Here is a 22240-nt window from a genome sequence, read left to right as displayed (position 1 = left end):
TTAATTTAGCTATATTCGCCAATACCACCATAGGCATTTAGACGGTTGTATAAAGTTTTAGTACTTATACCTAGCATTTGCGCTGCAAGCGTTTTATTACCTTGTACTTTATCCAACGTAGCGTGGATCAGCTCTTTTTCAACTTCTTCAATAGTTTGCCCTGCAGTCACTTGATTTGCTTGAGTTTGCTTATTCACTCGTGAAAATGGTGACTCTAAGTTATCTGGCAAAGTAATCGCTTTACCTTTTGGATCACTCATAATAAAAGCACGATGAATGCCGTGGCGCAGTTCTCGAACATTGCCTGGCCAATCATAGCTTTCAAGTAACTTTAATTGTGCAGTTTGCCATTGAAAGTCGGTATTGTTTTCTTCATTTAATTGATTTAAAAAAGCATTGGCTAATAAGGCAATATCTTCTTTTCTTTCACGCAGTGGTGGAATATCAATAGGAAATACCGCTAACCGAAAGTAGATATCTTCACGAATAACATTATTTTGCGCTAAATCTTCTAATGAACGGTTAGTCGCAGAAATCACTCGGCAATCTACCGCACTTTCTTTACTGCCACCTACTCGGGTTACTTTTTTAGTTTCTAACACGCGCAATAGATTAGGCTGCATATCTATTGGCATTTCAGTCACTTCGTCTAGAAATAATGTTCCGCCGGTTGCTTGCTCAAATACACCGTCTTTACGGGCAATAGCACCAGTAAAAGCCCCTTTCTCATGGCCAAATAATTCGCTACCAATAAGTTCTTTCGATAACGCACCGCAGTTAGTAGCCACCAAAGGTCCTGTACATGCGCTAGCATTGTGAATAGCTTGTGCGACAACTTCTTTACCAGCACCACTTTCACCCATTAACATTACGTTGGCGTTGGTGTTAGCAACGCGCTCAATCATGGTATACAAATGCTGCATTTGCGGCGATTCACCTATTAAGGTGCCAAAATGCTTTTTAATACTTGGCTCGGCTTTTTTCTTAGCCGTGGTTTTTTTAGGGTTGAGAAGGCGCTCAATATCTTCGCGCTGCAAGGGCTTAACTAGATGACCAACGTTAGGCTCACACATTTCAGCCAACTTACCTTTGACTGAAGGATGACCTGAAATAAGGGTTATTTTTGGTTTTTGACCAATACTTTTAAGGTGCTCAACCAAGTGTAAACCACTTCCATCAGGCAGCATAAAGTCTAACAATACATGGTCAAAGGTATTATTTACAAACCACTGCTCAGCCTCTGCTAAATTAGCAGCAGTATTAATGTTATGTCCTAAAAACTCTACGATATGACAAACGACATCACTAAACTCGCTATCATCATCAACTAACAGTATGTTTAACATGATAAATCCCTATGCTTATTATCATTGCCTAGCCCCACATCTTAACTGCCTTATTCTACAAAATCGATGCTTAACTGGAAATTTACGCTATCTAAATAGATTTAGATCTTTTTTGAGATATAATTTTTAAATTAAATTTTAAGGAACATTCTGATGCGCTTACTTAAAAGCACCGTTCATCCCAGTGTGAGTGCCAGCGAGCCACGTCAATTTACTCGCCTAACGAGCCGTGCTATTGCCTTAAAAGGCACTGATATTTTATTAATGTACACTGCCCGCTATGAAGATTTCAGCTTGCCTGGCGGCGGCATTGATGAAGGTGAAAGCATAGAGCAAGGATTAATCCGCGAGCTACAAGAAGAAACTGGCGCACAAAACATCAAAGTACTCGGTGAGTTTGGCCTTTATGAAGAATACCGCCCTTGGTATAAAGATGATTATGCAGTGATCCATATAAAGTCTTACTGCTATTTTTGTAGTCTTGATACGCAATTAGGGCAAGCGCAACTAGAACATTATGAGCAACAAAATGGCATGGTTGCTAAATGGGTTAATATTTATGATGCCATTGCTCATAATGAGCGAACGCTAGCAAACAGCTATAAGCAAGGGCTATCAATCATTCGCGAAACCTACTTATTAAAACAGATAGCTAAGCAACTTTAGGATCACAGCCCTGTAAAGAAGTTAATCTGCTCTGTTAGCTTCTTTCGACCAGAAGTAAAAACGCCATAACCCGACTAAATTACTGAGCAAAAACAAGCACTCCATCAATACTGCCATCGGTGAACCCACCAGTAGATTATGGCTTATCCACAATGCAGTGCCGAACACCATAAATAGTCGCAACAACATATCTCGCGGTTGGAAAGAAGCAAACGTCTGTATTAATGTTGCTAGCAATGCTAAACCACTTAACCAACCCTGCCAAGTTAATATAACAGCCACAGTGCTTAACAACATAAAACCCAACATTGCCCACTGACTACGATTAAAAATACAATAAAAATAACGAACTGCCGCTATCAACATTAATAAACTAGCACTTATTTTATCCAGCAAAAAAAAGTGTGTAGCGGTTAAAAGCACAGAGCTGAATAAGCACAGCAATATTAATTTTCGAGATTTAAATTGAAATGACGCTAAATCTAATAAAGTAGCGATAGCGACTAAGCATTGTGAAACTAAAAACATAGTGACTCCTGAAAAAAACAGCAGTCTAATTTAACCTAGCCTTGCAGCGCCTTAACTTAAGTTAAGGCGCTGACGAATTCGTGATAAAGAAATAGCAGAAATGCCGATATACATCGCCACTTCGGTTAGCGTCAATTGCGCAATCCAGTGTGGTTTTTGCGCTAATAAATAGCGATAGCGCTGCTCTGGTGTATTTAATAATAAAAAAGCCTCTTTAGCTTCTTTAAACACTAATTGTTGGGTCAATAAATGTTGTTTTAGTTGTTGCCAATCGGGCTGCTCAAATACAGCTAACGGAATGGCAATTAATCGCGCTGATTTAACCACTTGCAACTGATAAAGCCCAGGAGTATTGGTAAGCCAGTTAGCAAATAAAAGAGCAAACTCGTCCTTAAAATAATATTCTTTGCATTTTTGCCCGCCACTTTCAGTAGTGTGCAATGCAGCGAGTACGCCTTCTAAAATTAAGTAACCATACTGCTGCTTATCGCCTTGTTGTAAGATCACCTCACCGCGAGAAAATGTTTTCACTGCAAATTGCTGCTCACATTTAACAAGCAAATCATTAGCCAATGCATGATAACTATCTCCTAACGGCAACATCGCTAAATTATGCATTGGCTGGTGCTAACAGTTCAGTGATTTCAGCAGCACTAATCCCCTCTCTTGCAATGTATTTTTGCCCGCACCATAACGGCGAAAAATCACTTTTGCCTTGTGCTTCTGATTTAGATCGCAATGCACTTAGCGCAATACTGGCAAATGGGAATGCAGGAGCTTGCTGCGGCATGGCGCCAAGTTCACGCATAATGCGGTTTTCAATCCCTCGGGCAGCGCGCCCAGAAAACACCGTTGTCAGCGCCGTGCTATTCGCTGACTGCTGTAAAATAGCGTCGCGGTGCAGCGCTGAAGTAGTTGCCTCTTGAGCCAATAAGTAGGCACTTCCTACTTGCACCAACTCGGCGCCTAGCGCATACATCTGCTGTACATCTTCAGTGGTTGCAATACCACCTGCCGCAATGATGGGTACATTTAGTTCAGCCACGCATTGCTCGACTAATACTGCGGTAGATTTCTGCAAAGCCAAATCCATTGATAAAAAATGTCCTCGATGGCCACCTGCTTCTAAACCCTGCGCAATAATAGCATCAGCGCCATTTTCACTCAGCCAAATAGCTTCATCTAAAGTGGTAGCAGTTGAAATCACTTTAGTGCCCCAGCTTTTGATTTGCGCCATAATCGTTTGCTCAGGTAAACCAAAATGAAAACTCACCACTGCGGGTTTATAAGGGGCAATAATATCAACAACCGGTTGACTAATAGGTTGACGAGAAGCCCCTGCAGTTAAGCTTTCAGCATCAATACCATACTCATCAAAATAAGGCGCTAGCAAATTATGCCATTGCTGCTTTTGTTGGCTGGTGTAATCACCGACCGTATGACAAAAAAAGTTAAGGTTATAGGGATTACTGGTCGCTTGAGTCAGTTTATCAAGCTCGCTCACTAACTGTTGTTTTGAGAGCATTGCACAGGGTAATGATCCTAAACCACCTGCGTTACTCACCGCAGCAGCTAAACGAAAATCTTGCACACCCGCCATTGGCGCCTGAATGAGGGGTCGTTGAGTATTAAATAAAGATAACGCCATCACTTTCTCCTTGTAACTTTTTCAGCCACCAGAACTTTTTACCGATACAAAAATAATAGCTGAGTAAAAATAATAATGAAAAAATTAAAAGCTGTTTTATAGCAACAACTTAAAATAATTAAATAGTTTAGCGCAGAGTTGGCGTTAGCTTTGCACTCCTTTACTCAATATTATTTGTAAGGAGATGAAAATGACTAACACAGTAACGACAATTAATCCTGCCACTGAACAAACTATTGCAGACTATACATTGCTTAACCTAGAGCAAGCAAAAAATGAGATAGATAAAAGTCATGAGGCTTTCTTAGAGTGGCGCCATATTTCATTGACCGATCGTGCTAAGTATTTAAACAAACTTGCACATGTATTCGAGCAACAAAAAGAGTCACTAGCAACATTGATGACTCAAGAAATGGGCAAATTATACAATCAAGGTCTACAAGAAGTAGAGCTTTGTGCAGCTATATGTCGTTACAGCGCCGAACATGGCCAAACGATATTAGCGGATGAAGAACGCCCTATGGAAAACGGTCGCGCTATAATTACATATCAACCGACAGGTGTGTTACTAGGCATACAACCTTGGAACTTTCCTCTCTACCAAGTAATTCGTTATGCCGTGACTAACATTATGGCTGGTAATACGGCAGTACTTAAACATGCTAGTAACGTGTTTGGTATGGCTGAAAAAATTGAAGAAATGTTCTCCGATGCAGGTTTCCCTAGTCATGTATTTAAAAATTTACTGATTGACGGTAAAACAGCCAGCGAGCTTATTAGCCATAAAGCAATCCGTGGTGTAACCTTTACTGGCAGTGATGGCACTGGTAAAAAAGTGGCTGAGCAAGCAGGTAAACACGTGAAGAAGACTGTCCTAGAGCTTGGTAGTAACGACGCTTACTTAGTACTTGATGATGCAGATTTAGAGCTGGCAATTAAAACCTGCCTGCAAGGACGGATGATCAATAATGGTCAGACTTGTGTATCTGCAAAACGTTTTGTGGTTGTTGAAGCCTTATACGATGAGTTTAAAAAAGGCATAACAGAGCAATTTAACGCCTTAATAGTTGGCGATCCTATGGATGAAAACACCGATCTTGGCCCAATGGCACGCGAGGATTTAAGAGACAAAATTCATAAACAAGTAATGCAATCAGTTGAGGCTGGTGCGTCTATTGTGACTGGTGGCGAAATACCTAAGCAAACGGGTTATTTCTATCCAGCCACATTACTTGAGAATCTCTCTCCCGGCATGCCGGCCTATGACGATGAATTATTTGGCCCGGTCGCTTCACTCATCAAAGCCAAAGATAACGAAGATGCGATGCGCATTGCCAACGACTCTCGCTATGGTCTAGGTGGCGGCATACTTTGTAAAGATGAAAAGAAAGCCATTGAGCTTGCTAAAAAGCATTTTGATACCGGTATGGTTAACATAAATGGTTATGGGCTGGCCCAGCCAAACTTACCATTTGGTGGTGTTAAAGACAGTGGTTATGGTCGTGAGCACGGCGGTTTTGGTATGAGAGAGTTTGTTAATATTAAAGCGATTATGATTAATAACTAACTACTCCTAATAAAAAATACTCTAAAGGGCCTTAATTGGCCCTTTTTTTATGACTAAATAAGTTAAGTGTACAATAACTGTTATTCGCTATATTTTACTTACTTCATCATTAAAGGTAGGCACTTCTCGGCTAGAAGTATTCTCCATTTGCAATTCATTAACCGCCTTTTGAATGTCCATGTCGTCATCTAGTTGCTGGTTACTATTACCAGGTTTGTGCACTAACTCAGTTAAAAGAGCAAAATGGTCCGAGCCATATTTTTCTAGCCGTTTTATACGTTTAACAGTAAAGCCATGGCTATGGAATAAGTGGTCAAGCGGCCAGCGCATAAAGAAATACCCAGCATGAAAGGTATTAAAAAAACCTCGGCCTTTGCGTGGATCTAAAAAGTCACTGATTTCCATAAATAAACGGGTACTTCTTGACCAAGCAACGTCATTTAAATCGCCGGCAACAATTGTTGGACGTTTGTTGTTCTTTAAAGCCTTAGCAAGCAAAATAAGTTCGGTATCTCGTGGCCTAGAGGTATCTTCTTCAGTAGGACTTGGAGGAGCAGGATGAATAAAATGACCTTGTACTTCAAGACCTTCTGCAGTCTCAAATAGAACGTGAATTGAGGGAATATCGTTTTCTACAAGCTCACATACTTGTTGTTTTTTTATCTTATATTTACTGTATAAATGCATGCCGTAGCGATTATCTTTCGGGCAAAATATTTTGTATGGATAATCTTCTTCAATGGCTGCAAGTTGCTGTTGCCATTTAGTATCTGACTCAAGCGTAATAAGTAAATCTGGCTGGTGTTCATGGACTAAATCTATTAAGTCTTGGTAGCGAGTGTTCGACATCAACACATTAGCCGACATAATACGAATACTATGCCCACTGCCTGCGGGACTTTGCGCCACTTCTTTTTTAGCAAGCCAAGTATAAGGATATATCCATTTACCTTGAATAAGCAAAATTACAGTTGCCATGATTAGCGACGATACAACCAAAGGCGATAGTCCACTTAATGCAAAATAAACACCTAAAAGCAACCCAGCCAATGCAAGATAAAAAACCTGTAAACGAACAAAGTCGCAACTACGAATTAAATAATGCTGGCTGAAAGACATAGGTAAAAGTGTCACAACTAATAACACACTTAATATACTTACCAGCACAATTAGCATTCAATAACCCTTTATTAATAACGACTTAAAATTGACAAAATTTCGCGAGTATCATGCACCATATGAATGATGGTATCGTCTATTTCAATCGTAATACGACCATCACGGTCTATCGGTTTTACTACTCGACCATGGCGATGGATATCGTAATCTAATCTGTCACCTTTGTGGTACTTTTTTTGCCAACCAGGAGGCAATTGACCACCATTATCAACTTTTTTTTGTAATCCTGGCGGTAAACTCCCTTTACCTTTATTTTTGTCTTTGTCATGGTTATCATTTTTTGCAAAAGCTGCGCCGCTGCAAAGCACTAAGCCAAGCAAAGCAAAGCAAAGCAGTAGATAGAAGTGCTTTCATATTTTACTCCCTATTTAGTTCATTTAAAGAATAGCAATAATTCATGAACTCGTTATGAAGTAAATTAAATAACCGACATCAAGTTGTGACTTGGTAAAAATTTAGTGACGAGTAACAATAGAGAGAATCTCTCGAGTGTCATGCACTAAATGAATTAGCTGATCATCAACTTCCAGTAAAATTATCCCCTTTCGGTCATGACGCTCAACAACTCGACCACGGCGGTAAATATCTCTATCAAGGCGATCGCCACGATGATATTTTTTATACCAACCCGGCGGTAAGCCATGCCCGTAGCCTACTTTCTTGTATAAACCCGGCGGCAACTTTTTATAATCTGCTGACTTATGGTGTTTTTTATAATATTTTTTATGGTACTTTTTACTGTGCTTTTTATGCTCATGATGATGCTCATGGCGATGTTCATAACGATCATGTTCGCGCTCGTGCTTAGCATTTGCTGCAAACGGTAATAGGCTCAAACCAAGTACAGCCAAAGACAGGGGGATTAATTTATTCATAGCTACTTCCTAGCATAATCTGTGTGAATAACTAAAGCCTAACAAGTCAGCCTGAATGAAAGATGAAATGAATTGTAAACTTTGTAAAGATAGTGAGTGCTTACAGTTTTGTGTTTTAACAAACAATTAGTTAGCTATATTAAAGAAAATAAAATGCTGTAAAACAATAAATAATAAAAACTGGCTGACAGCTCACAACATATTCGTATATTATTAACTCACTGACCTTACTGGAGTTTGCGCATTAATGAATAACTAACACCTGTTGAAATTCGTTTTATTTTTTGAATTTACAGGGTTAGTGGGCGCAAAATTCGTCATATATCTTGCTATCGACTTAACGATACCTAGTTAATTTTAATTGCTTTGCGCGCCATGCCCTGAACACTCCAGAGGCATTATGCATACATTACACATCCACAATTTAAGCTATCAACACCCAGATGGCCAAACTCAATTTAAACAACTTAGTTTTTCAATAAATGAAAAGCTCACCGCGATCATTGGTGCTAATGGCAGCGGTAAATCAATATTGTTGAGTATATTGGCAAACCAACAACAACCTAGTTCGGGACATGTTGAATTTAGTGGTACTCGCGTGCTTATTTCACAGCAACAATTAAGTGAGCAGCACCTTCAAACATCGTCATCCACGATTGCACAACTATTAGGAGTTGATAAAAAGTTAGCCGCCCTTAATCGTATTGAACAAGGAAGCTGCCATGAGGCTGACTTTAACCTAATCGATGATGATTGGTTATGCGAGCAATATTACAAACAACAACTTTTAGCCCTTGCTATTGATACCTCATTAAACCAGCCAATTAAGCATTTAAGCGGCGGTCAACAGCGGCGTTTGATGCTATTTTGCGCGTTGCAAACAAAGCCTGATTTACTGATTTTAGATGAGCCAAGTAACCATTTAGACCAATCAGCAAAGCAATGGCTAATTGACCAATTACATGCGTTTAAAGGGCAAGTAATTGTAGTAAGTCATGACCGCCAATTACTTAATCAATGCGATGCTATTATTGAGCTCAGCAGCCAAGGTGTTCATTATGAAACGGGTAACTATCGGCATTTTAGCCAACAGAAATCGCTGCAACAAACTGCGCTTACAAAGCAAATTAATAATCTTGACAAGGAGCGACAAAAACACCTTCAGCAAACCCAGCTTAATCGTGAAAAAGCCCAACAAAGAGCAGCACAAGGTAATAAAAAACGTAACACCACCAGCCAACCAAAAGTGATGTTAGACTTTAAGAAAAACAGTGCCCAAGCAAGTAAAGGCGCTTCTGAGCGGCTAGCCTCAGCCAAACGCAAAGCCCTAACCGAAAAACGCCAAACACTTCAACAGCAGTTACCAAATAGTAAAGCTAAAACAGTAAAGTTTACGCAACCGACTAGCAATAAACGCCTACTATTTATTGAAAAACTTACTTTGCCATTTTCAAGCGCTAATAAAGCAATCACCCTGCAAATTTTTAGTGGTGATAAGTTACACCTAAAAGGATCCAATGGCAGCGGTAAGTCAACATTACTCCGGATGATTAATGACTCGGCAAATTCACCAGTATCAACAGCGCTTCAATTAAATAGTAAAGTGCTTTATATAGATCAACACAGCTCTTTTTTAGGAGCAACAGACACTTTATGCAATGCATTAGAAAAACACTGTCAGCTAAAACAACAAACAGTACGCCATTTGCTTGCGAATATTGGCTTTAAGGGAGAGAATATTTATCGGCCAATTAGCCAATTAAGCGGCGGCGAGAAAATGCAATTAGCCATGCTTATAGCGGCGCAAAATGCGCAGCACTCTTTATTGTTACTCGATGAACCCGATAACCACTTGGACTTGGCTAACAAGCAACATCTTGCGCAAAATCTGGCTGATTTTACTGGCAGCTTTATATTGGTGAGCCACGATGAGGAGTTTATAAAGCAATGCCAACTTACCCAGCAATTCAACCTGTATTGATTGCCTCTCAGTATTAAAATTGTTACTTTATATAGGTTAAATAATTAAATTCATTAGGAAAATAATGCGTTCACTCGTTGCAATCCCGCTGTTACTTATCAGTACTCATGCATTAAGTCAGCAAAAAAATACAACCATTGAACGCATTACCACTACAGCATCTCGTGCTGAGGTACGCGCCGATCCTCTTCCTTTAGTAATAAGCAGCATCACTAAAGCACAGTTAGATTTAATCGCACCGACCCATATCGAGCAAGTATTAAAACAGATTGCGGGTGCCAATGTGCAACATGGTAACGGCCAAGAATATTTGCCCGCACTACGCTCCCCTGTACTTTCTGGGGCAGGCGCATGTGGAGGGCTCTTAACGGCTGAAGATGGTATTCCACTACGTGCTGCAGGCTTTTGTAATATCAACGAGTTATTTGAAGCCCACACTGAAATGGCCGAGCGCGTTGAAGTTTTAAAAGGCCCAGGCTCCGCCCTTTACGGCTCCAATGCAGTACATGGCGTGATTAATGTGATCACACCAGATACCACTTATGATGAGCACTTACTCGGCGTTGATTTAGGCTCTTACGGTTACAACCGGTTCAAATTGCGTAGCGGAAAAAATTTAGGCAACCAAGGATTTGGTATCAATGCCAGTGTCACTCGCGATAGCGGCTACCGTGATGATGAAAGCGTCGACCAAGAAAAACTCAACTTACGTCATCGTTATACAAATGATGACCTCGCTATTACTACTGGGCTTAGTTACACTCACTTAGATCAAAAAACTGCCGGATTTATTGAGGGCTTTGAAAGTTATAAAGACGATGAAATAGCCCAGCAAAATTTTGACCCTGATGCATTTAGAAAAGCCCGCTCATTTCGGCTTTGGTCAAAGGTGCAGTGGCAAACCGAGAAAAATACGCTCACCATTACTCCTTATGTTCGCAACCAGAGCATGACCTTTTTTAAGCACTTTTTACCAGGCACACCGCTTGAAGAAAACAGCCAAAATGGCGTTGGTATTCAATCACTTTGGCAGCATGCGTATTCAAACGAATTAACTGTTAATTTAGGGCTAGACAGCGAATACACCCGTGCAGATTTTTTGCAATATCAAGACGAGCCAACTCAAGGTTCAGCATTTTTAGTAGCAACTGTGCCACAAGGTAAGCATTACGATTACGATGTAACCAGCACCCTACTCGCCCCTTTTATTAGCCTTGATTGGCAATGGCAGCAACTCGCTATCAGTTTAGGCGCACGCTTTGAGCAGCTTGATTACGACTACACCAATAATATGCTGGCTGGTCGCACTGATGAGAATGGCAACGAATGTGGATTTGGCGGTTGTCGTTACTCGCGCCCGCCAAGTGGCGAAAATAAATTTACCAACACCTCGCCAAAGCTTGGCCTGAGTTATCAACTCAGTGACGGTAATTATTTATATGCAAACCTATCTCGCGGTTACCGTGCGCCGCAAGCGGCTGAACTTTATCAGCTACAGCGCGAACAACAAGTGGCCGATCTCGAATCTGAAACAGCAGACAATCTAGAAGTGGGCCTCAAAGGGCAATACCAACAACTGCACTATGTGGTCTCTGCGTATGCGATGAATAAACAAAACGTGATCTTTCGCGACAGTGACTTTTTTACCATTAATGATGGCCAAACCCAGCACCGAGGTATTGAACTTGAGCTGGATTATCAACTTACTCAGTCGATTCAACTTGCCCTAGCAGCAAGCCATGCAATACACACATACGACTATGACCAAGTTTTATCTGAAGTAAACATTAACGGTAACGACATAGACACAGCACCGCGTAATATCGCCAACCTACAAGCTAACTGGCAAGTCACCAATAACACCTTAATTGCTATTGAGTGGCATCATGTCAGTGACTATTTCACCGATCCTGAAAACCAACACAGTTACGCAGGCCATGACTTACTAAATTTACGCGCAGCATGGCAACTGACTGAACAATTGAAACTAACCGCGCGCATTAACAATCTATTTGATACCGCCTATGCAGAGCGTGCCGATTACACCAGCTTTACTGGCGACCGTTATTTTCCTGGGCGACCACGTAATATAATGTTCTCAGCAAGTTACGCTTGGTAAATATTGAATTAAGTGATTAATGCTATTATTCAAACTTTTTCTTTTTATCATGGCGATATGATTTTGAGCTATAAGTTGCAGTCATCACTTTATCAATTCCAGCTAAAATCGACTCTTTTAAACCACTGTAAAGCAGTACTTCTTGTGAGCTTGACACATACTCAATAATCCCTTGTGCTAATGACTCAACAATCTCTTGTGCATTTCTAATTATAATATGACCTTGATTAGCCAGCTTAATTAAATGATCACAGTCTGGGAATTCTTTGCTCTTACAAATATTAAGTGCCATTTTATTATTAATGGTTGGATAAATTAATGTATGGGTAATATCAAAGGGTGGAGAAACAAAAATATTGCTCATATCTGGCGTGTACTGCAGCGCAAAATTTTTAAGATGGGCGTCACCGTTACCAATTAAACAACTGAAAACGATGTACTTATACATTTTTTCAACTTCGAGCATATTATTCGTGTACAAATAGGTTGCTTTCAGTAAGGTTTCGTAACTTCCTCGATATTTTTCATCGGGATCTGAAGAGCGCTTCATCAATGTTGTAAAGTCTTCATAACCTAGCAACTGAGTGCCACTTTCACCACGATCAAAGCGTTCAATCACAAATGTTTCAAGGTTATCAGATAAATACGTAGTTGGCGGTGCTAGACCGCAATATTTAGCTGCTTGCATGCACACATATTCATTTACCGTAAGCAGTTCAAACTCTTCATCAAATGATTTTACGATCAGATCTTTTTGGTGAACCGTTCGCTCCACACTTGGAATACTTACTTTTGGTTGCATGCCTGACAAAGTGTTTCTGAGATAGTATTTTTCTAATAACTGGGGAAATAAAGGCTGTGTATCAGAATACGTAAGAATATCGTTAAGTGACACGCTACCAACTTGCGGTAATTCAAAGCCACCTTGGTAAGATAACATGCCAATACCATCACTTCCTTGCAAAGCTAACAAGTACATATCGTTAACTTTGGCGTAACGAGCAAGCCTTTGTGCAATGTATCTGAGGTTATGTCCTTCAGGTAAGTTTTGCGCAAAAATAGGGTGTAATGCGCCAGAACGGTAACTATCATCCATGCCTTTTTCAGTCATAGTTAATGATAGATTAAACTCATTTTGCGTTTGCTTATAATCGTGTATTGCGTCATGGGTTAGCACGCCCAGCTCTTTGTCATCTATACACACGGTCAGTTTTTGTACTTTTTCAGGTAGGTTAAAAGCCATTACTAGCTATCCTCACTAAAAAGCTCGTTTACTTCATCCCAACGAGGTAACCGTGATTTAGACAAAGTTCTTGGTACTACAGCTAGCTCATAATCTAAATAATGAGTATAACGCTCAAGGATATCCAATGATCCTGTAAATTTACCGTTTTCAATTTCAGATAGTGTGCTTTTATTAATGTTCGTCAATTTTTGCACTTCTCGTTGTGTTAGTTGTTTTTCTTTTCGCGCCTGAGCAAGCGCTTTTCCTATTTCTATTCTATTCATCGCAGCCACCAAAAACTCGCCATATAGCGAACATGGTAGTATAAAACAAAAAATATAGCTATATAGCGAACATAACTAGATTACTTTTTACTGTAATAGCTGTTTATACTGCTCAGTTAAGTGCACCTTGAGTTCTGGGTGCGCTACTAATAACTCAGCAAGCTGAGCTTTAGCGGCGGTTGTTTCACCATCAGCAATAAGTGTATCTATACGCTTAAATTTATTCGCAACGTCTTCGGTGATCACTTCAAGCTCTAATAATACTTCACTTTTAGCGGTCATGCTTTGCGGCTCAAATTGCCGTCCTGCCATGTAAGACTGTGTACTGCGTTGAAGCCTTTGAGTTTGCTTTAATTGCTCTAGCTGCTTTTGTTCTAGCACTTCGCTTTGCATCATTTCAGGCGAGGCTGCAGGTGCTAAAGCAGTCTGTTCATCGGCTAAAATTTGTAGATCATTCATTGCCTCTGACGGCTTAAGATACTGAGTAGTATTTTGCATATATAAAACCGCGACTAACACCAGTGATGCCGCAGTAGATAATTGCCCATACCACGTTTGGTAAAAGCGTTTGCGCTTATTAATATTGGTTACGTTATTATCTGCAACCTCATCAGCTGCGCGTTTTAATATTTGCTTATCAAGTTGTAAGCTTGGTTGCTCCGTTGCACCACGTTTATAAAGTGAAGCAATATCATGATCGGTTAACTTATCGCTCATTGTTAGTCTCCATTTTATACTTGATACATTGCTTTAGCTTGGCTAGCGCGTAACGGATGCGGCTTTTGATATTTTCAGTTGTTTCTACAACTAGTTCGGCAATTTCTTTGAGGGTAAAATCAGCTTCGTGTTTAAGTAAAAACGCCTCTTTTTGCTCACGTGGTAATTGCGCTAGGCACACTTTTAACTGCGCTGCTTGCTGAGCCTGCTCGAGCTTTTCAGTATCTGGTCGACTGTTATGATCAGCAAATTCGGCAATTTCAATGTCTTGATTATCACCGTCTAACCATTTGTTTTGCGTACCAGTACGGCGGTAATGATCAATCAATTCATTGTGCGCAATACGATACAACCAAGTGGTAAATTTAGCGCTCACTTGATACTGTGAGCGCGCTTTTATCAGCTTATTCCAGACTTCTTGATAGAGCTCTTCAGCTACTTGCGGGCTTGCGCACTGGCGTAAAAAATAACGATATAAGCTATTTTTATGGCGCAGGTACAGCTGGGTAAAAGCCTGTACATCACCTTGTCCATAACTCAACATTAATTGCTCATCAGCTAGTTCTGTCATAACGTCCTTTACTTAAATCATACCAATCGTGTTAAGTTATTAGTCATTTATAGCGACATATAAATAGAGTGATAACAAGGCATAAACTTTGACATATAGTTGTTCTATTTGAGAAATTTATAACACAGTTAGCGCTTTATTTAGCACGCTAGAATGGCTAAATATTTAAGTTGATTGGTATCACAGTGCCGCAGCATTATTAACGAGTTGCACAAACTCACTACGATAGCCAAATGTGTCTATGCCTTTGTTAGCGGTTGCTAATTTAGCGCAATCTTCATACTGCCAGTCTCCGGTATATTTTGCACCTTTTAATAACTGCGCAAAACCAGCCACTGCGGCGGCAAATTTAAAGTCTTGGCTGGCTTGCGATAAAGGCAGCTCACCTTTAGGTGTTGCAACAGCTTGAGTAATCAACTTACTTTGCTCAGCGTCAGGCTGTTTATAACGCACTTTTACAAAGGCGAGTTCATTGCTGGTAGCCAGTTTTTTGTCTTCTTTAGATTGGTAACGCAGCTCATCAATTTGTTTATGATCAGAGTTGGCTAAGGTTATTTCATACAGCGCAGTCACGCTATGCCCTGCCCCTAACTCTGCGGCATCGACCTTATCGTTATTAAAATCTTCATTAGCGAGTACGCGATTTTGATAACCAATTAAACGATATTCAGCCACCTGCTGTGGATTGAATTCCACTTGAATTTTTACGTCTTTGGCAATAATTTGCATGGTACTACTGAGTTCATCGACCAGTACTTTGCGTGCTTCGTTTATGTTATCTATGTAAGCATGCTGGCCGTTACCTATATTTGCCAGTTGTTCCATTAGGCCATCATTATAATTACCTTGGCCAAATCCCAAAGTAGTTAAGGCAATCCCGGTTTTGCGCTTAGATGCCACCAGCTCTTTGAGTTTATCGATTGATTGGGTGCCCACATTAAAGTCGCCATCAGTGGCTAAAATCACCCGATTAATACCTCCTTTTTTAAAATTTTCGGCCGCAATTTGATAAGCCAGTTCAATACCTTGCTCGCCATTAGTTGAGCCGCCTGCTGCCAGTTTATCTAACGCGGCGCTGATAGTTTGTTGATCATTGCCTTTCGTTGCTGGCAAAACCACGCCTGCGGCACCGGCATACACGACAATGGCAACTGAATCATTTTCATCTAATTGTTTAGTTAACATGGTTAAACTGGTTTTTAATAAGGGTAACTTATTTGGTGCATTCATAGAGCCAGATACATCCAGTAAAAACACTAAATTCGCTGCCTTTAAATCGGCTTTTTCAATCTCAAAACCTTTAATGCCAATTTTTAACAGTTGCCGATGCTCATTCCAAGGAGCTGTTGCCATCTCGGTATGAACATTAAAAGGTGTAGCTATGCTATTGGGTGCACTGTAATCGTAGTCAAAATAATTAATAAAAGCTTCTTCACGAACTGCGTCATTAGGTGGTAATTTCCCCATATTGAGCATACGCCGAGTATTGCTGTAACTGCCCGTATCAACATCAATTGAAAAGGTTGAAACCGGTTCAGTACCAACTTGTTTTACTGGGTTTTGCTGGGATTTCAAATAGTTTTCACGTTCTTGCTCTGACACTACGACTACATCATCAATTGGAGTCCGTGGCATCGGCTGTAACTGTAATTCAGAGCGCGGCATAGCAACGCTTTCATGCATCATTCCTTGTGGCATTGCCGTATATCTTACGGCATGTTGCATCTGTATTTTTTGAGCTTGCAGCTCCAATTGCTGCTCATCGGTTTGATTAATTGGCGCCGCGTTGTTTACTTGGCTTTGTTGTTTATCAACCTCATGTGGCGCACTTTGCTCACAGCCAGTTAAGCTAACTATCACCGCAAGGCTCAACATAGTTAAACGTAAATTAACCTGCTGGGCATTAGTAATCTTGTTATTCATAAAGTCACCTTGTTATCTATTAAATTCGTAATTAGTAAGGTTATTAACGGATGACTATAAAAAGTGGGGTTAATTATTTTTTAATGAGCATCTATTCGTCCCATTTAATATCTACGTTACGAGTGCTGAGTTATAATTGCGCTCCCTCTTTCTTATTGATGATTTTAGTTTTGAACTCGACTGCCATTAAAAGAACTGCTTTTTCTTCTGCTATTTTAATTTTAGGCATTATCTTTATTGCCGCTAACTTACGCGCACCGGTTACAGGGCTTGCGCCTGTGCTTGAGCAAATAATCTTAAGCTTTGCTTTAACTCCATCTCAAGCCGGTATGCTCACTACTTTGCCATTAATTGCCTTTGCTTTAGCCAGTCCGATGGCGGCAAGTCTTGCTAAAAAACAAGGCTTAGAAATATCACTGTTTATTGCGCTTATTCTGATTGGTTTGGGCTTGGCTTCGCGGCTAATTGACTCTATGCCAATGCTTTACTTAGGTACAGCAGTCATTGGCATCGGTATCGCAATTGGTAACGTACTGTTACCGAGCTTAATTAAACGCGACTTCCCGCATAAAGTGGCAGTGATGACCTCTACTTACGTACTAGCGATGGGAATTTTTGGTGGTAGTTATGCCGCGCTTATTATTCCGCTGGCTGAATATAAAAGTATCGGCTGGCAATTAGCCCTTGCTTGTTATGGCTTACTTACCCTAGTGAGTATTGTTATTTGGCTACCACAGTTAAAACTTCATACTAAGCCAACAAAAGATCTACTGGCGAGTGTCAACACCAACAAAGTATGGCACGAGGCGCTTGCGTGGCAGATTACCTTACTGCTGGGATTAAATTCATTTTTTACCTATATTATGATTAGTTGGTTGCCGAGCATTTTGCTTGAAGGTGGCCATACAGCTCAGCATGCGGGTGCGCTACAAGGTGCCTTTCAAGTAGCGTCTGCAGTGCCTGGCATTATCTTAATACCACTGCTGGCAAAGCTTAAAGATCAACGTATTTTAACCAGCTTGTTAGCACTAATAGCCGCAACATGCTCACTTGGGCTGCTCTATTTACCTGAGTTTGCCTCTTTGTGGGCAGTCACCTTAGGATTTTGCTCAGGCGCCTGCTTTATTTTAGGTTTATCGTTTATTAGCTTACGTACTCATGACACCCGTCAGGCTACATCACTTTCAGGCATGGCACAGTGCTTGGGCTATTTACTTGCCGCCTCTGGGCCGATTATCGCAGGCTCATTACATAGCTACTTTGGCAATTGGACAACCACCTTATGGTTATGTGCTTTTGCGAGTGCATTGTGCGCCGTATTTGGTTATTTAGGTGGACGTAATATCACCATGAGAAGTGACAGCAATACCTAACTACATGCCTAAATAAATGCATTGCTTAAACGCAATGCATTTATATCTTTAAGAGGAGGACGACCAAAAAATCGGGTGTACTCTCGGCTAAATTGTGAGGCGCTTTCATAGCCCACTTGCAAAGCAGCCGTATTCGCATCAAGGCGCTGATTCAGCATTAATTGCCTCGCCTCTTGTAAACGTAAATTCTTGATATATTGCAAAGGGCTGAGTTTAGTCACTTCTCGAAAGTGCTGGCGAAACGTTGATTCACTCATATGCGCCTCAACAGCTAAGTCAACTATCGAAAAATCATCTTTATAATTTTGTTTTAACCAATATAAAATTTTAGCTATTTTTTGACTAGCGGATCCTGCGGTTACTATTTGCCTTAATTGATAACTATGTGGGCTTTGTAATAACCGAAAAACAATCTCCTCTTGGATTAAAGGGGCGAGTTGCAAAAGCAGCTTAGGCTCGTTTAATAATTTAATCAGCCTATTTATAGCATCTAAAAGCCCCTCATCAGCATCGACTACCGACATAGCACATTGACGAGCTACATGATCTTGAGATGAAAAATCCATATTAGCAACTGCTTGACCTAAAACTTTACTGTCGATACATAAGTGCAACCCTAAAAAAGGTCGTTGTATAGACGCTGAAGTAATATGGCTTACAACTGGCACATCAACAGAGGCAACTAATGTTTGTCCTTCTGCATAATCATAAATATCTTCGCCCAAGGTAACACGCTTGCCACCTTGCACAGTAATGCCTAAACCAAGCCCATAAACACATGGCATAGGCTCAGACACATTGCTGCGACGTACTAATTTAAGCGCATCTATCTGAGTGTTAAAAATACCATCGTGTGTAGCAATTGCTAACACGGATTCGGTTAAGGTCTGTTTACTAGTCATCGCGTTTTAATTTGATCTCATCATACTTTAATCAAAGCTTAGCACTAAGCACACTCATAAATATTAAAAACAATCACGATCTGTTGTTTTAGGCAAAAAACACATTGGTTTTAACAAACACATTTAGCCATTATCAGTAATAATAAATATTCGCTCAGGCATATTAATGCGCTGACAGGTTATCACTATAAAAACCCAAATAATTCACTTCTCTACGCACTATTTTAAACAGCAAATTAAGCAGCCTAAGGTAAAGCTTACCTACTGCGATATTTTTGCTTTTTAACAATTTAATTTTTAAAGAGACATTATGCTTAAAGTAAATAACCACACAAAATACCCGTTTGTTGCAGCTATTGCCGCACTTGCAGCAATGGGGGAGTTATATCGTCTAAAAAACTTGTTGAACGAAGCCTTAGATAAAGGACATACCATTGATGAGCTTAATAGTGCATTTTCTTATATGGTTACCTACATTGGTGTCCCTCGGTCGTTAAATAGCCTAAACGTGCTAAAACAAATATGTTTGCAAAGACAGCCAAATCGTACAGCATTGGTTGAGCAAGAAATTGAACACCTATCCACGACTAAAATAAACAGCGCCCAAAGCAGGCTTTCTCATCACTGTTACTTGGCAATAAAGCTGGGGGCATTGGCAGTGGAAGATAATTTTCAAGCTCTGCTTCAAGCCCATTTAGTTACATGTCTTGATTCGCAATTTGAAGCAGCACACATAAATGCCGTGATCAATTCACTGGCTATTAAAGCAGATATAAACGTAGCAATGCGCGCTAATTTATCTTTTGCAAAATTGTTAGAGCGCGCATAGTAGTAATATACATTACGAAATTAGACGCTTAAGGCACAGTATCAAAGCCAGTTATAGTGTTTAGCTCTTTTAACCAAGATGGGCTTGAACGACACCAAATTTGTGCTTTAGGAATAAGTTGCTCACGCTGCTCAATAGCCCCAATACGTAGGCCATAAATTTTATCGCCATCACCGACTGACGTTGCATACAAAGAGGTGCCGCAATTACCACAAAATCCCTGTGCACGCTTATTACCACTTTCGGCTGTTTTTATATATTCTTTCGGCGCAGCTGCAGTAAACGTAACCGCGTTAGGATGTGATATAACCACAGTGCGAAATGGGGAACTTGCGATAATTTGGCAATCAGTACAATGACAATTTATTACTTTATTTTCATCAACTTCAGCATGGTAAGTAACCTCACCACAATGACAACGTCCGGTAATTTGCATTTAAGATCCCTACATAGAATTTTAACTAACTAAAGTGGTATCACTTTACGCCAACTTCCCTTGTATTTTCAACAAACGTTTAGGTCATTAACGGTTTTTATACTGGGTTTTACAGTGGCTGCGCATAATAGCGGGATTGCGTAATTTTAAATGTTTTGTTGTACGGCCAGCATGGCGCTTGCGCCAGACTTTAAACGAACCCGATGAGATATTGTCGCGCATAAAACTAACTAACTGGGAATGATTTAAACCATAAAGGTTTTCAATGGCTTCAAATGGCGTGCGATCTTCCCATGCCATCTCGATAATTCTAGACACTTGGCTACTATCAAACATAACAGACTCTTCTACAAAATATCTTTATACCCGACATAGCAAGAATACGATCAATCTGTAACTTCAACTCGCCATGATGGATTCAGCCGATTACACCCCGCCCAATAAAGTTTAATTTTATTGCCTGATGGGTCTTTTAACACCGCTTCTCGCCATAAATAACGCTGCACGGTGATCACTGATTCAAACTCAAAGCCCTTAGCTTTTAAGGAGGCGACCCACTTTTCTAGTTCTGCGCTTTCAAAATATATAACCGCACCATTACTAAACACATCATCAGTTAATAATAAAGAAAATGTAGCTTTATTAGGGCACTCAAAGCGTGAGTAATGATCCGTTTTTACAATTTGTGTAAAGCCCATGGCCAGGTAAAATTGATTTGCTTTTTCGATGTCACAGACAGGTAAAGTGATTTGATTAAGGTTCATAGTCGTTACCTAAATATTGAGTCAGATAACGACTTTAAAACCTTAACTTAACTTGAGGTCAATTAGTAATTGGTATCTTGATATTAAGAAGCTTGATAGCGATTTGCTTGTTTGATGCTAGCAAAATCGTTAAAGCGAACACCGTGTTTTTTCATTACCTCAAGCACTTTCTTGCTGATCATTTGGCGTAAATAAAACGGTTGATTCGGCACAAAATGGTGGATCGTATGGGTATGGCCAAAGTTAAAACAAAACAAGTTAAACGGTGCAAACAAGCGACTCGTTATAACATGCGTTTGCTCCAGCATGTTATTAACGCCGCCATAGTAATGCATTGATGAAGTCACAAAATTTAATGAGCTTGAACGTACAATATTAGGCACAATCAACACCACCATTAAAAACTCAAACACCGCCATAGTGTCCAGCAACAACGCCGGCGAATTAGCCGCAAGTGGGGTAAATAAATCAACTAAATGGAACACAATTACGCTGTATAAAATAGCAAAGTACGCTGTGGTAACCGGAAACCCTGCGTTAAATACCTTAAAAAAGCTAAACCCTTTGATTTCTTTACTAAAACGTTTAGCGTTAATTAACAAGCCGAGTAAGCCATCAACAATTACCAACGCCCGTAACAATGGCTTTTTAATGCCATTACCCACTAAGCGCTCTTCTAAGTCTTGCTCAGTACCCGACACTTTATGATGATGTAAATGCATTTTACGGCGATACCATGGGCTAATAGTATTTGGGCGCATTAGCCACACTGTTAGCATCATAAAGTTATGTAGAAAAGGCTGGTTACTAAAGTACTGTTTATGGATCAGGTCGTGTTCAAGCTCGTGGGAAATTGACGCTGCAATGGCTGCTAAAATAATACACAGCCACGCAGGGATAATAGCGAAGTAATAAAGTGCACCAACGCCAATTAACGCACTGAGTGATAATAATAAAATAGCCATCCCGATAGTATTTTGATGGGCTAATAACGGGTGCTTTTGACGAAGTTTAGCTTCTTCAGCTTTAATCGCCTTAACAATGGCTTGAATATTTTCCTTAGCACTTAACGTGGTCATAAATAGCAACTGATAATCAAAGTTGCGCAAATGATACCCGAATAAATAAAAAGCTGCTAGAGCAACGAGCAACGAGCAAAGAACAACGAGCAACGAGCAACTCATAAATAGAAATTTAAAACAAATTAAGATCGACAAGCAAGGTGTAGCTAAATACGCGTAAAGAATAAAGTGTACAGTATAAAGGTAAAATTTGTCAGTGAAAACTACGCAAATAGACATGAAATA

23 protein-coding genes are annotated in these 22240 nt (G+C 40.1%); 6 read left to right on the top strand and 17 right to left on the bottom strand.

Translation table 11 applies throughout. The features are described 5' to 3' along the window. Positions 1-5 precede the first annotated feature (5 nt). A complete protein-coding gene (locus tag H5154_RS10900) occupies positions 6-1346 on the bottom strand; it encodes a sigma-54 dependent transcriptional regulator (protein ID WP_145241198.1) in 1341 nt (446 codons plus the stop codon). 153 nt (positions 1347-1499) lie between these two features. Here H5154_RS10900 and H5154_RS10895 point away from each other — a divergent pair, with 153 nt between their 5' ends. Further along, positions 1500-2012, top strand: a complete 513-nt coding sequence (locus tag H5154_RS10895) for an NUDIX hydrolase (RefSeq protein WP_182718295.1) — start codon at positions 1500-1502, stop codon at positions 2010-2012. A 21-nt stretch (positions 2013-2033) separates the two neighbouring features. Here the strand turns inward: H5154_RS10895 and H5154_RS10890 are convergent, their stop codons facing one another. From H5154_RS10890 to H5154_RS10880, 3 genes are read right to left on the bottom strand one after another with little or no spacing between them, the layout of a single operon-like run. Then, a complete protein-coding gene (locus H5154_RS10890) occupies positions 2034-2540 on the bottom strand; it encodes a YgjV family protein (protein ID WP_149981223.1) in 507 nt (168 codons plus the stop codon). A 51-nt stretch (positions 2541-2591) separates the two neighbouring features. Beyond that, positions 2592-3158: a Crp/Fnr family transcriptional regulator gene (locus tag H5154_RS10885; protein ID WP_149981224.1), complete on the bottom strand. Its 567-nt coding sequence runs from the start codon at positions 3156-3158 to the stop codon at positions 2592-2594. After that, positions 3151-4188: a nitronate monooxygenase family protein gene (locus tag H5154_RS10880; protein ID WP_182718294.1), complete on the bottom strand. Its 1038-nt coding sequence runs from the start codon at positions 4186-4188 to the stop codon at positions 3151-3153. The genes H5154_RS10885 and H5154_RS10880 overlap by 8 nt, the downstream gene beginning before the upstream one ends. Before the next feature lie 190 nt (positions 4189-4378). Between H5154_RS10880 and H5154_RS10875 the strand changes: the two genes are divergently transcribed. Continuing rightward, positions 4379-5755 carry an NAD-dependent succinate-semialdehyde dehydrogenase gene (locus H5154_RS10875; protein WP_182718293.1) on the top strand — a complete coding sequence of 459 codons (1377 nt, stop codon included), beginning with the start codon at positions 4379-4381 and terminating at the stop codon, positions 5753-5755. 87 nt (positions 5756-5842) lie between these two features. On the opposite strand, the gene H5154_RS10870 is transcribed toward H5154_RS10875, so the two are convergent. The 3 genes from H5154_RS10870 to H5154_RS10860 all read right to left on the bottom strand — a co-directional run bounded on the left by H5154_RS10870 (position 5843) and on the right by H5154_RS10860 (position 7809). Beyond that, positions 5843-6931: an endonuclease/exonuclease/phosphatase family protein gene (locus tag H5154_RS10870; protein ID WP_182718292.1), complete on the bottom strand. Its 1089-nt coding sequence runs from the start codon at positions 6929-6931 to the stop codon at positions 5843-5845. A 14-nt stretch (positions 6932-6945) separates the two neighbouring features. After that, the gene (locus tag H5154_RS10865; protein ID WP_310736610.1) at positions 6946-7242 is read right to left on the bottom strand and encodes a hypothetical protein; all 297 of its coding nucleotides are present in this window, start codon (positions 7240-7242) and stop codon (positions 6946-6948) included. A gap of 147 nt (positions 7243-7389) precedes the next feature. After that, positions 7390-7809: a hypothetical protein gene (locus H5154_RS10860; protein WP_145241209.1), complete on the bottom strand. Its 420-nt coding sequence runs from the start codon at positions 7807-7809 to the stop codon at positions 7390-7392. A 400-nt stretch (positions 7810-8209) separates the two neighbouring features. Here H5154_RS10860 and H5154_RS10855 point away from each other — a divergent pair, with 400 nt between their 5' ends. Beyond that, positions 8210-9790, top strand: coding sequence for an ATP-binding cassette domain-containing protein (locus H5154_RS10855; RefSeq protein WP_182718291.1), 1581 nt, complete (start codon positions 8210-8212; stop codon positions 9788-9790). Positions 9791-9854: 64 nt separating this feature from the next. After that, on the top strand, positions 9855-11909 hold the full coding sequence (locus H5154_RS10850) for a TonB-dependent receptor (RefSeq protein WP_182718290.1): 2055 nt from the start codon (positions 9855-9857) through the stop codon (positions 11907-11909). Between the two features lie 25 nt (positions 11910-11934). On the opposite strand, the gene H5154_RS10845 is transcribed toward H5154_RS10850, so the two are convergent. The 5 genes from H5154_RS10845 to H5154_RS10825 all read right to left on the bottom strand — a co-directional run bounded on the left by H5154_RS10845 (position 11935) and on the right by H5154_RS10825 (position 16629). Then, entirely contained in the window at positions 11935-13152 is a 1218-nt protein-coding gene (locus H5154_RS10845) for a type II toxin-antitoxin system HipA family toxin (protein ID WP_182718289.1), read from the bottom strand. Between the two features lie 2 nt (positions 13153-13154). Beyond that, on the bottom strand, positions 13155-13418 hold the full coding sequence (locus tag H5154_RS10840; protein ID WP_182718288.1) for a helix-turn-helix domain-containing protein: 264 nt from the start codon (positions 13416-13418) through the stop codon (positions 13155-13157). Between the two features lie 87 nt (positions 13419-13505). After that, complete coding sequence (locus H5154_RS10835; RefSeq protein ID WP_182718287.1) at positions 13506-14135, bottom strand: hypothetical protein; 630 nt, start codon at positions 14133-14135, stop codon at positions 13506-13508. Then, positions 14125-14706 (bottom strand): sigma-70 family RNA polymerase sigma factor, encoded by a 582-nt coding sequence (locus H5154_RS10830; RefSeq protein ID WP_182718286.1) that lies wholly within the window; start codon positions 14704-14706, stop codon positions 14125-14127. Before H5154_RS10830 ends, H5154_RS10835 begins: the two co-directional genes overlap by 11 nt. Positions 14707-14886: 180 nt before the next feature. Beyond that, positions 14887-16629: a VWA domain-containing protein gene (locus H5154_RS10825; RefSeq protein WP_259398495.1), complete on the bottom strand. Its 1743-nt coding sequence runs from the start codon at positions 16627-16629 to the stop codon at positions 14887-14889. Positions 16630-16787: 158 nt separating this feature from the next. Here H5154_RS10825 and H5154_RS10820 point away from each other — a divergent pair, with 158 nt between their 5' ends. Then, the gene (locus tag H5154_RS10820; protein WP_182718285.1) at positions 16788-18002 is read left to right on the top strand and encodes an MFS transporter; all 1215 of its coding nucleotides are present in this window, start codon (positions 16788-16790) and stop codon (positions 18000-18002) included. An 8-nt stretch (positions 18003-18010) separates the two neighbouring features. On the opposite strand, the gene H5154_RS10815 is transcribed toward H5154_RS10820, so the two are convergent. Then, positions 18011-18904 (bottom strand): AraC family transcriptional regulator, encoded by an 894-nt coding sequence (locus H5154_RS10815; protein ID WP_149981235.1) that lies wholly within the window; start codon positions 18902-18904, stop codon positions 18011-18013. 310 nt (positions 18905-19214) lie between these two features. On the opposite strand from H5154_RS10815, the gene H5154_RS10810 reads away from it, so the two are divergent. Then, entirely contained in the window at positions 19215-19733 is a 519-nt protein-coding gene (locus H5154_RS10810; protein ID WP_182718284.1) for a carboxymuconolactone decarboxylase family protein, read from the top strand. 28 nt (positions 19734-19761) lie between these two features. On the opposite strand, the gene H5154_RS10805 is transcribed toward H5154_RS10810, so the two are convergent. The 4 genes from H5154_RS10805 to H5154_RS10790 all read right to left on the bottom strand — a co-directional run bounded on the left by H5154_RS10805 (position 19762) and on the right by H5154_RS10790 (position 22012). After that, positions 19762-20169, bottom strand: a complete 408-nt coding sequence (locus tag H5154_RS10805; protein ID WP_182718283.1) for a GFA family protein — start codon at positions 20167-20169, stop codon at positions 19762-19764. 87 nt (positions 20170-20256) lie between these two features. Beyond that, the gene (locus tag H5154_RS10800; protein WP_145241233.1) at positions 20257-20505 is read right to left on the bottom strand and encodes a TIGR03643 family protein; all 249 of its coding nucleotides are present in this window, start codon (positions 20503-20505) and stop codon (positions 20257-20259) included. A 50-nt stretch (positions 20506-20555) separates the two neighbouring features. Beyond that, a complete protein-coding gene (locus H5154_RS10795; protein WP_182718282.1) occupies positions 20556-20933 on the bottom strand; it encodes a VOC family protein in 378 nt (125 codons plus the stop codon). 83 nt (positions 20934-21016) lie between these two features. Beyond that, the gene (locus H5154_RS10790; protein ID WP_145241236.1) at positions 21017-22012 is read right to left on the bottom strand and encodes a fatty acid desaturase; all 996 of its coding nucleotides are present in this window, start codon (positions 22010-22012) and stop codon (positions 21017-21019) included. Positions 22013-22240 lie beyond the last annotated feature (228 nt).

The organism is Pseudoalteromonas sp. SR44-5 (assembly GCF_014163675.1).
Taxonomy (GTDB): domain Bacteria; phylum Pseudomonadota; class Gammaproteobacteria; order Enterobacterales; family Alteromonadaceae; genus Pseudoalteromonas; species Pseudoalteromonas rhizosphaerae.
The sequence above is the reverse complement of the archived record's forward strand: the minus strand, read 5'-3'. Positions and strand labels throughout refer to the sequence as shown.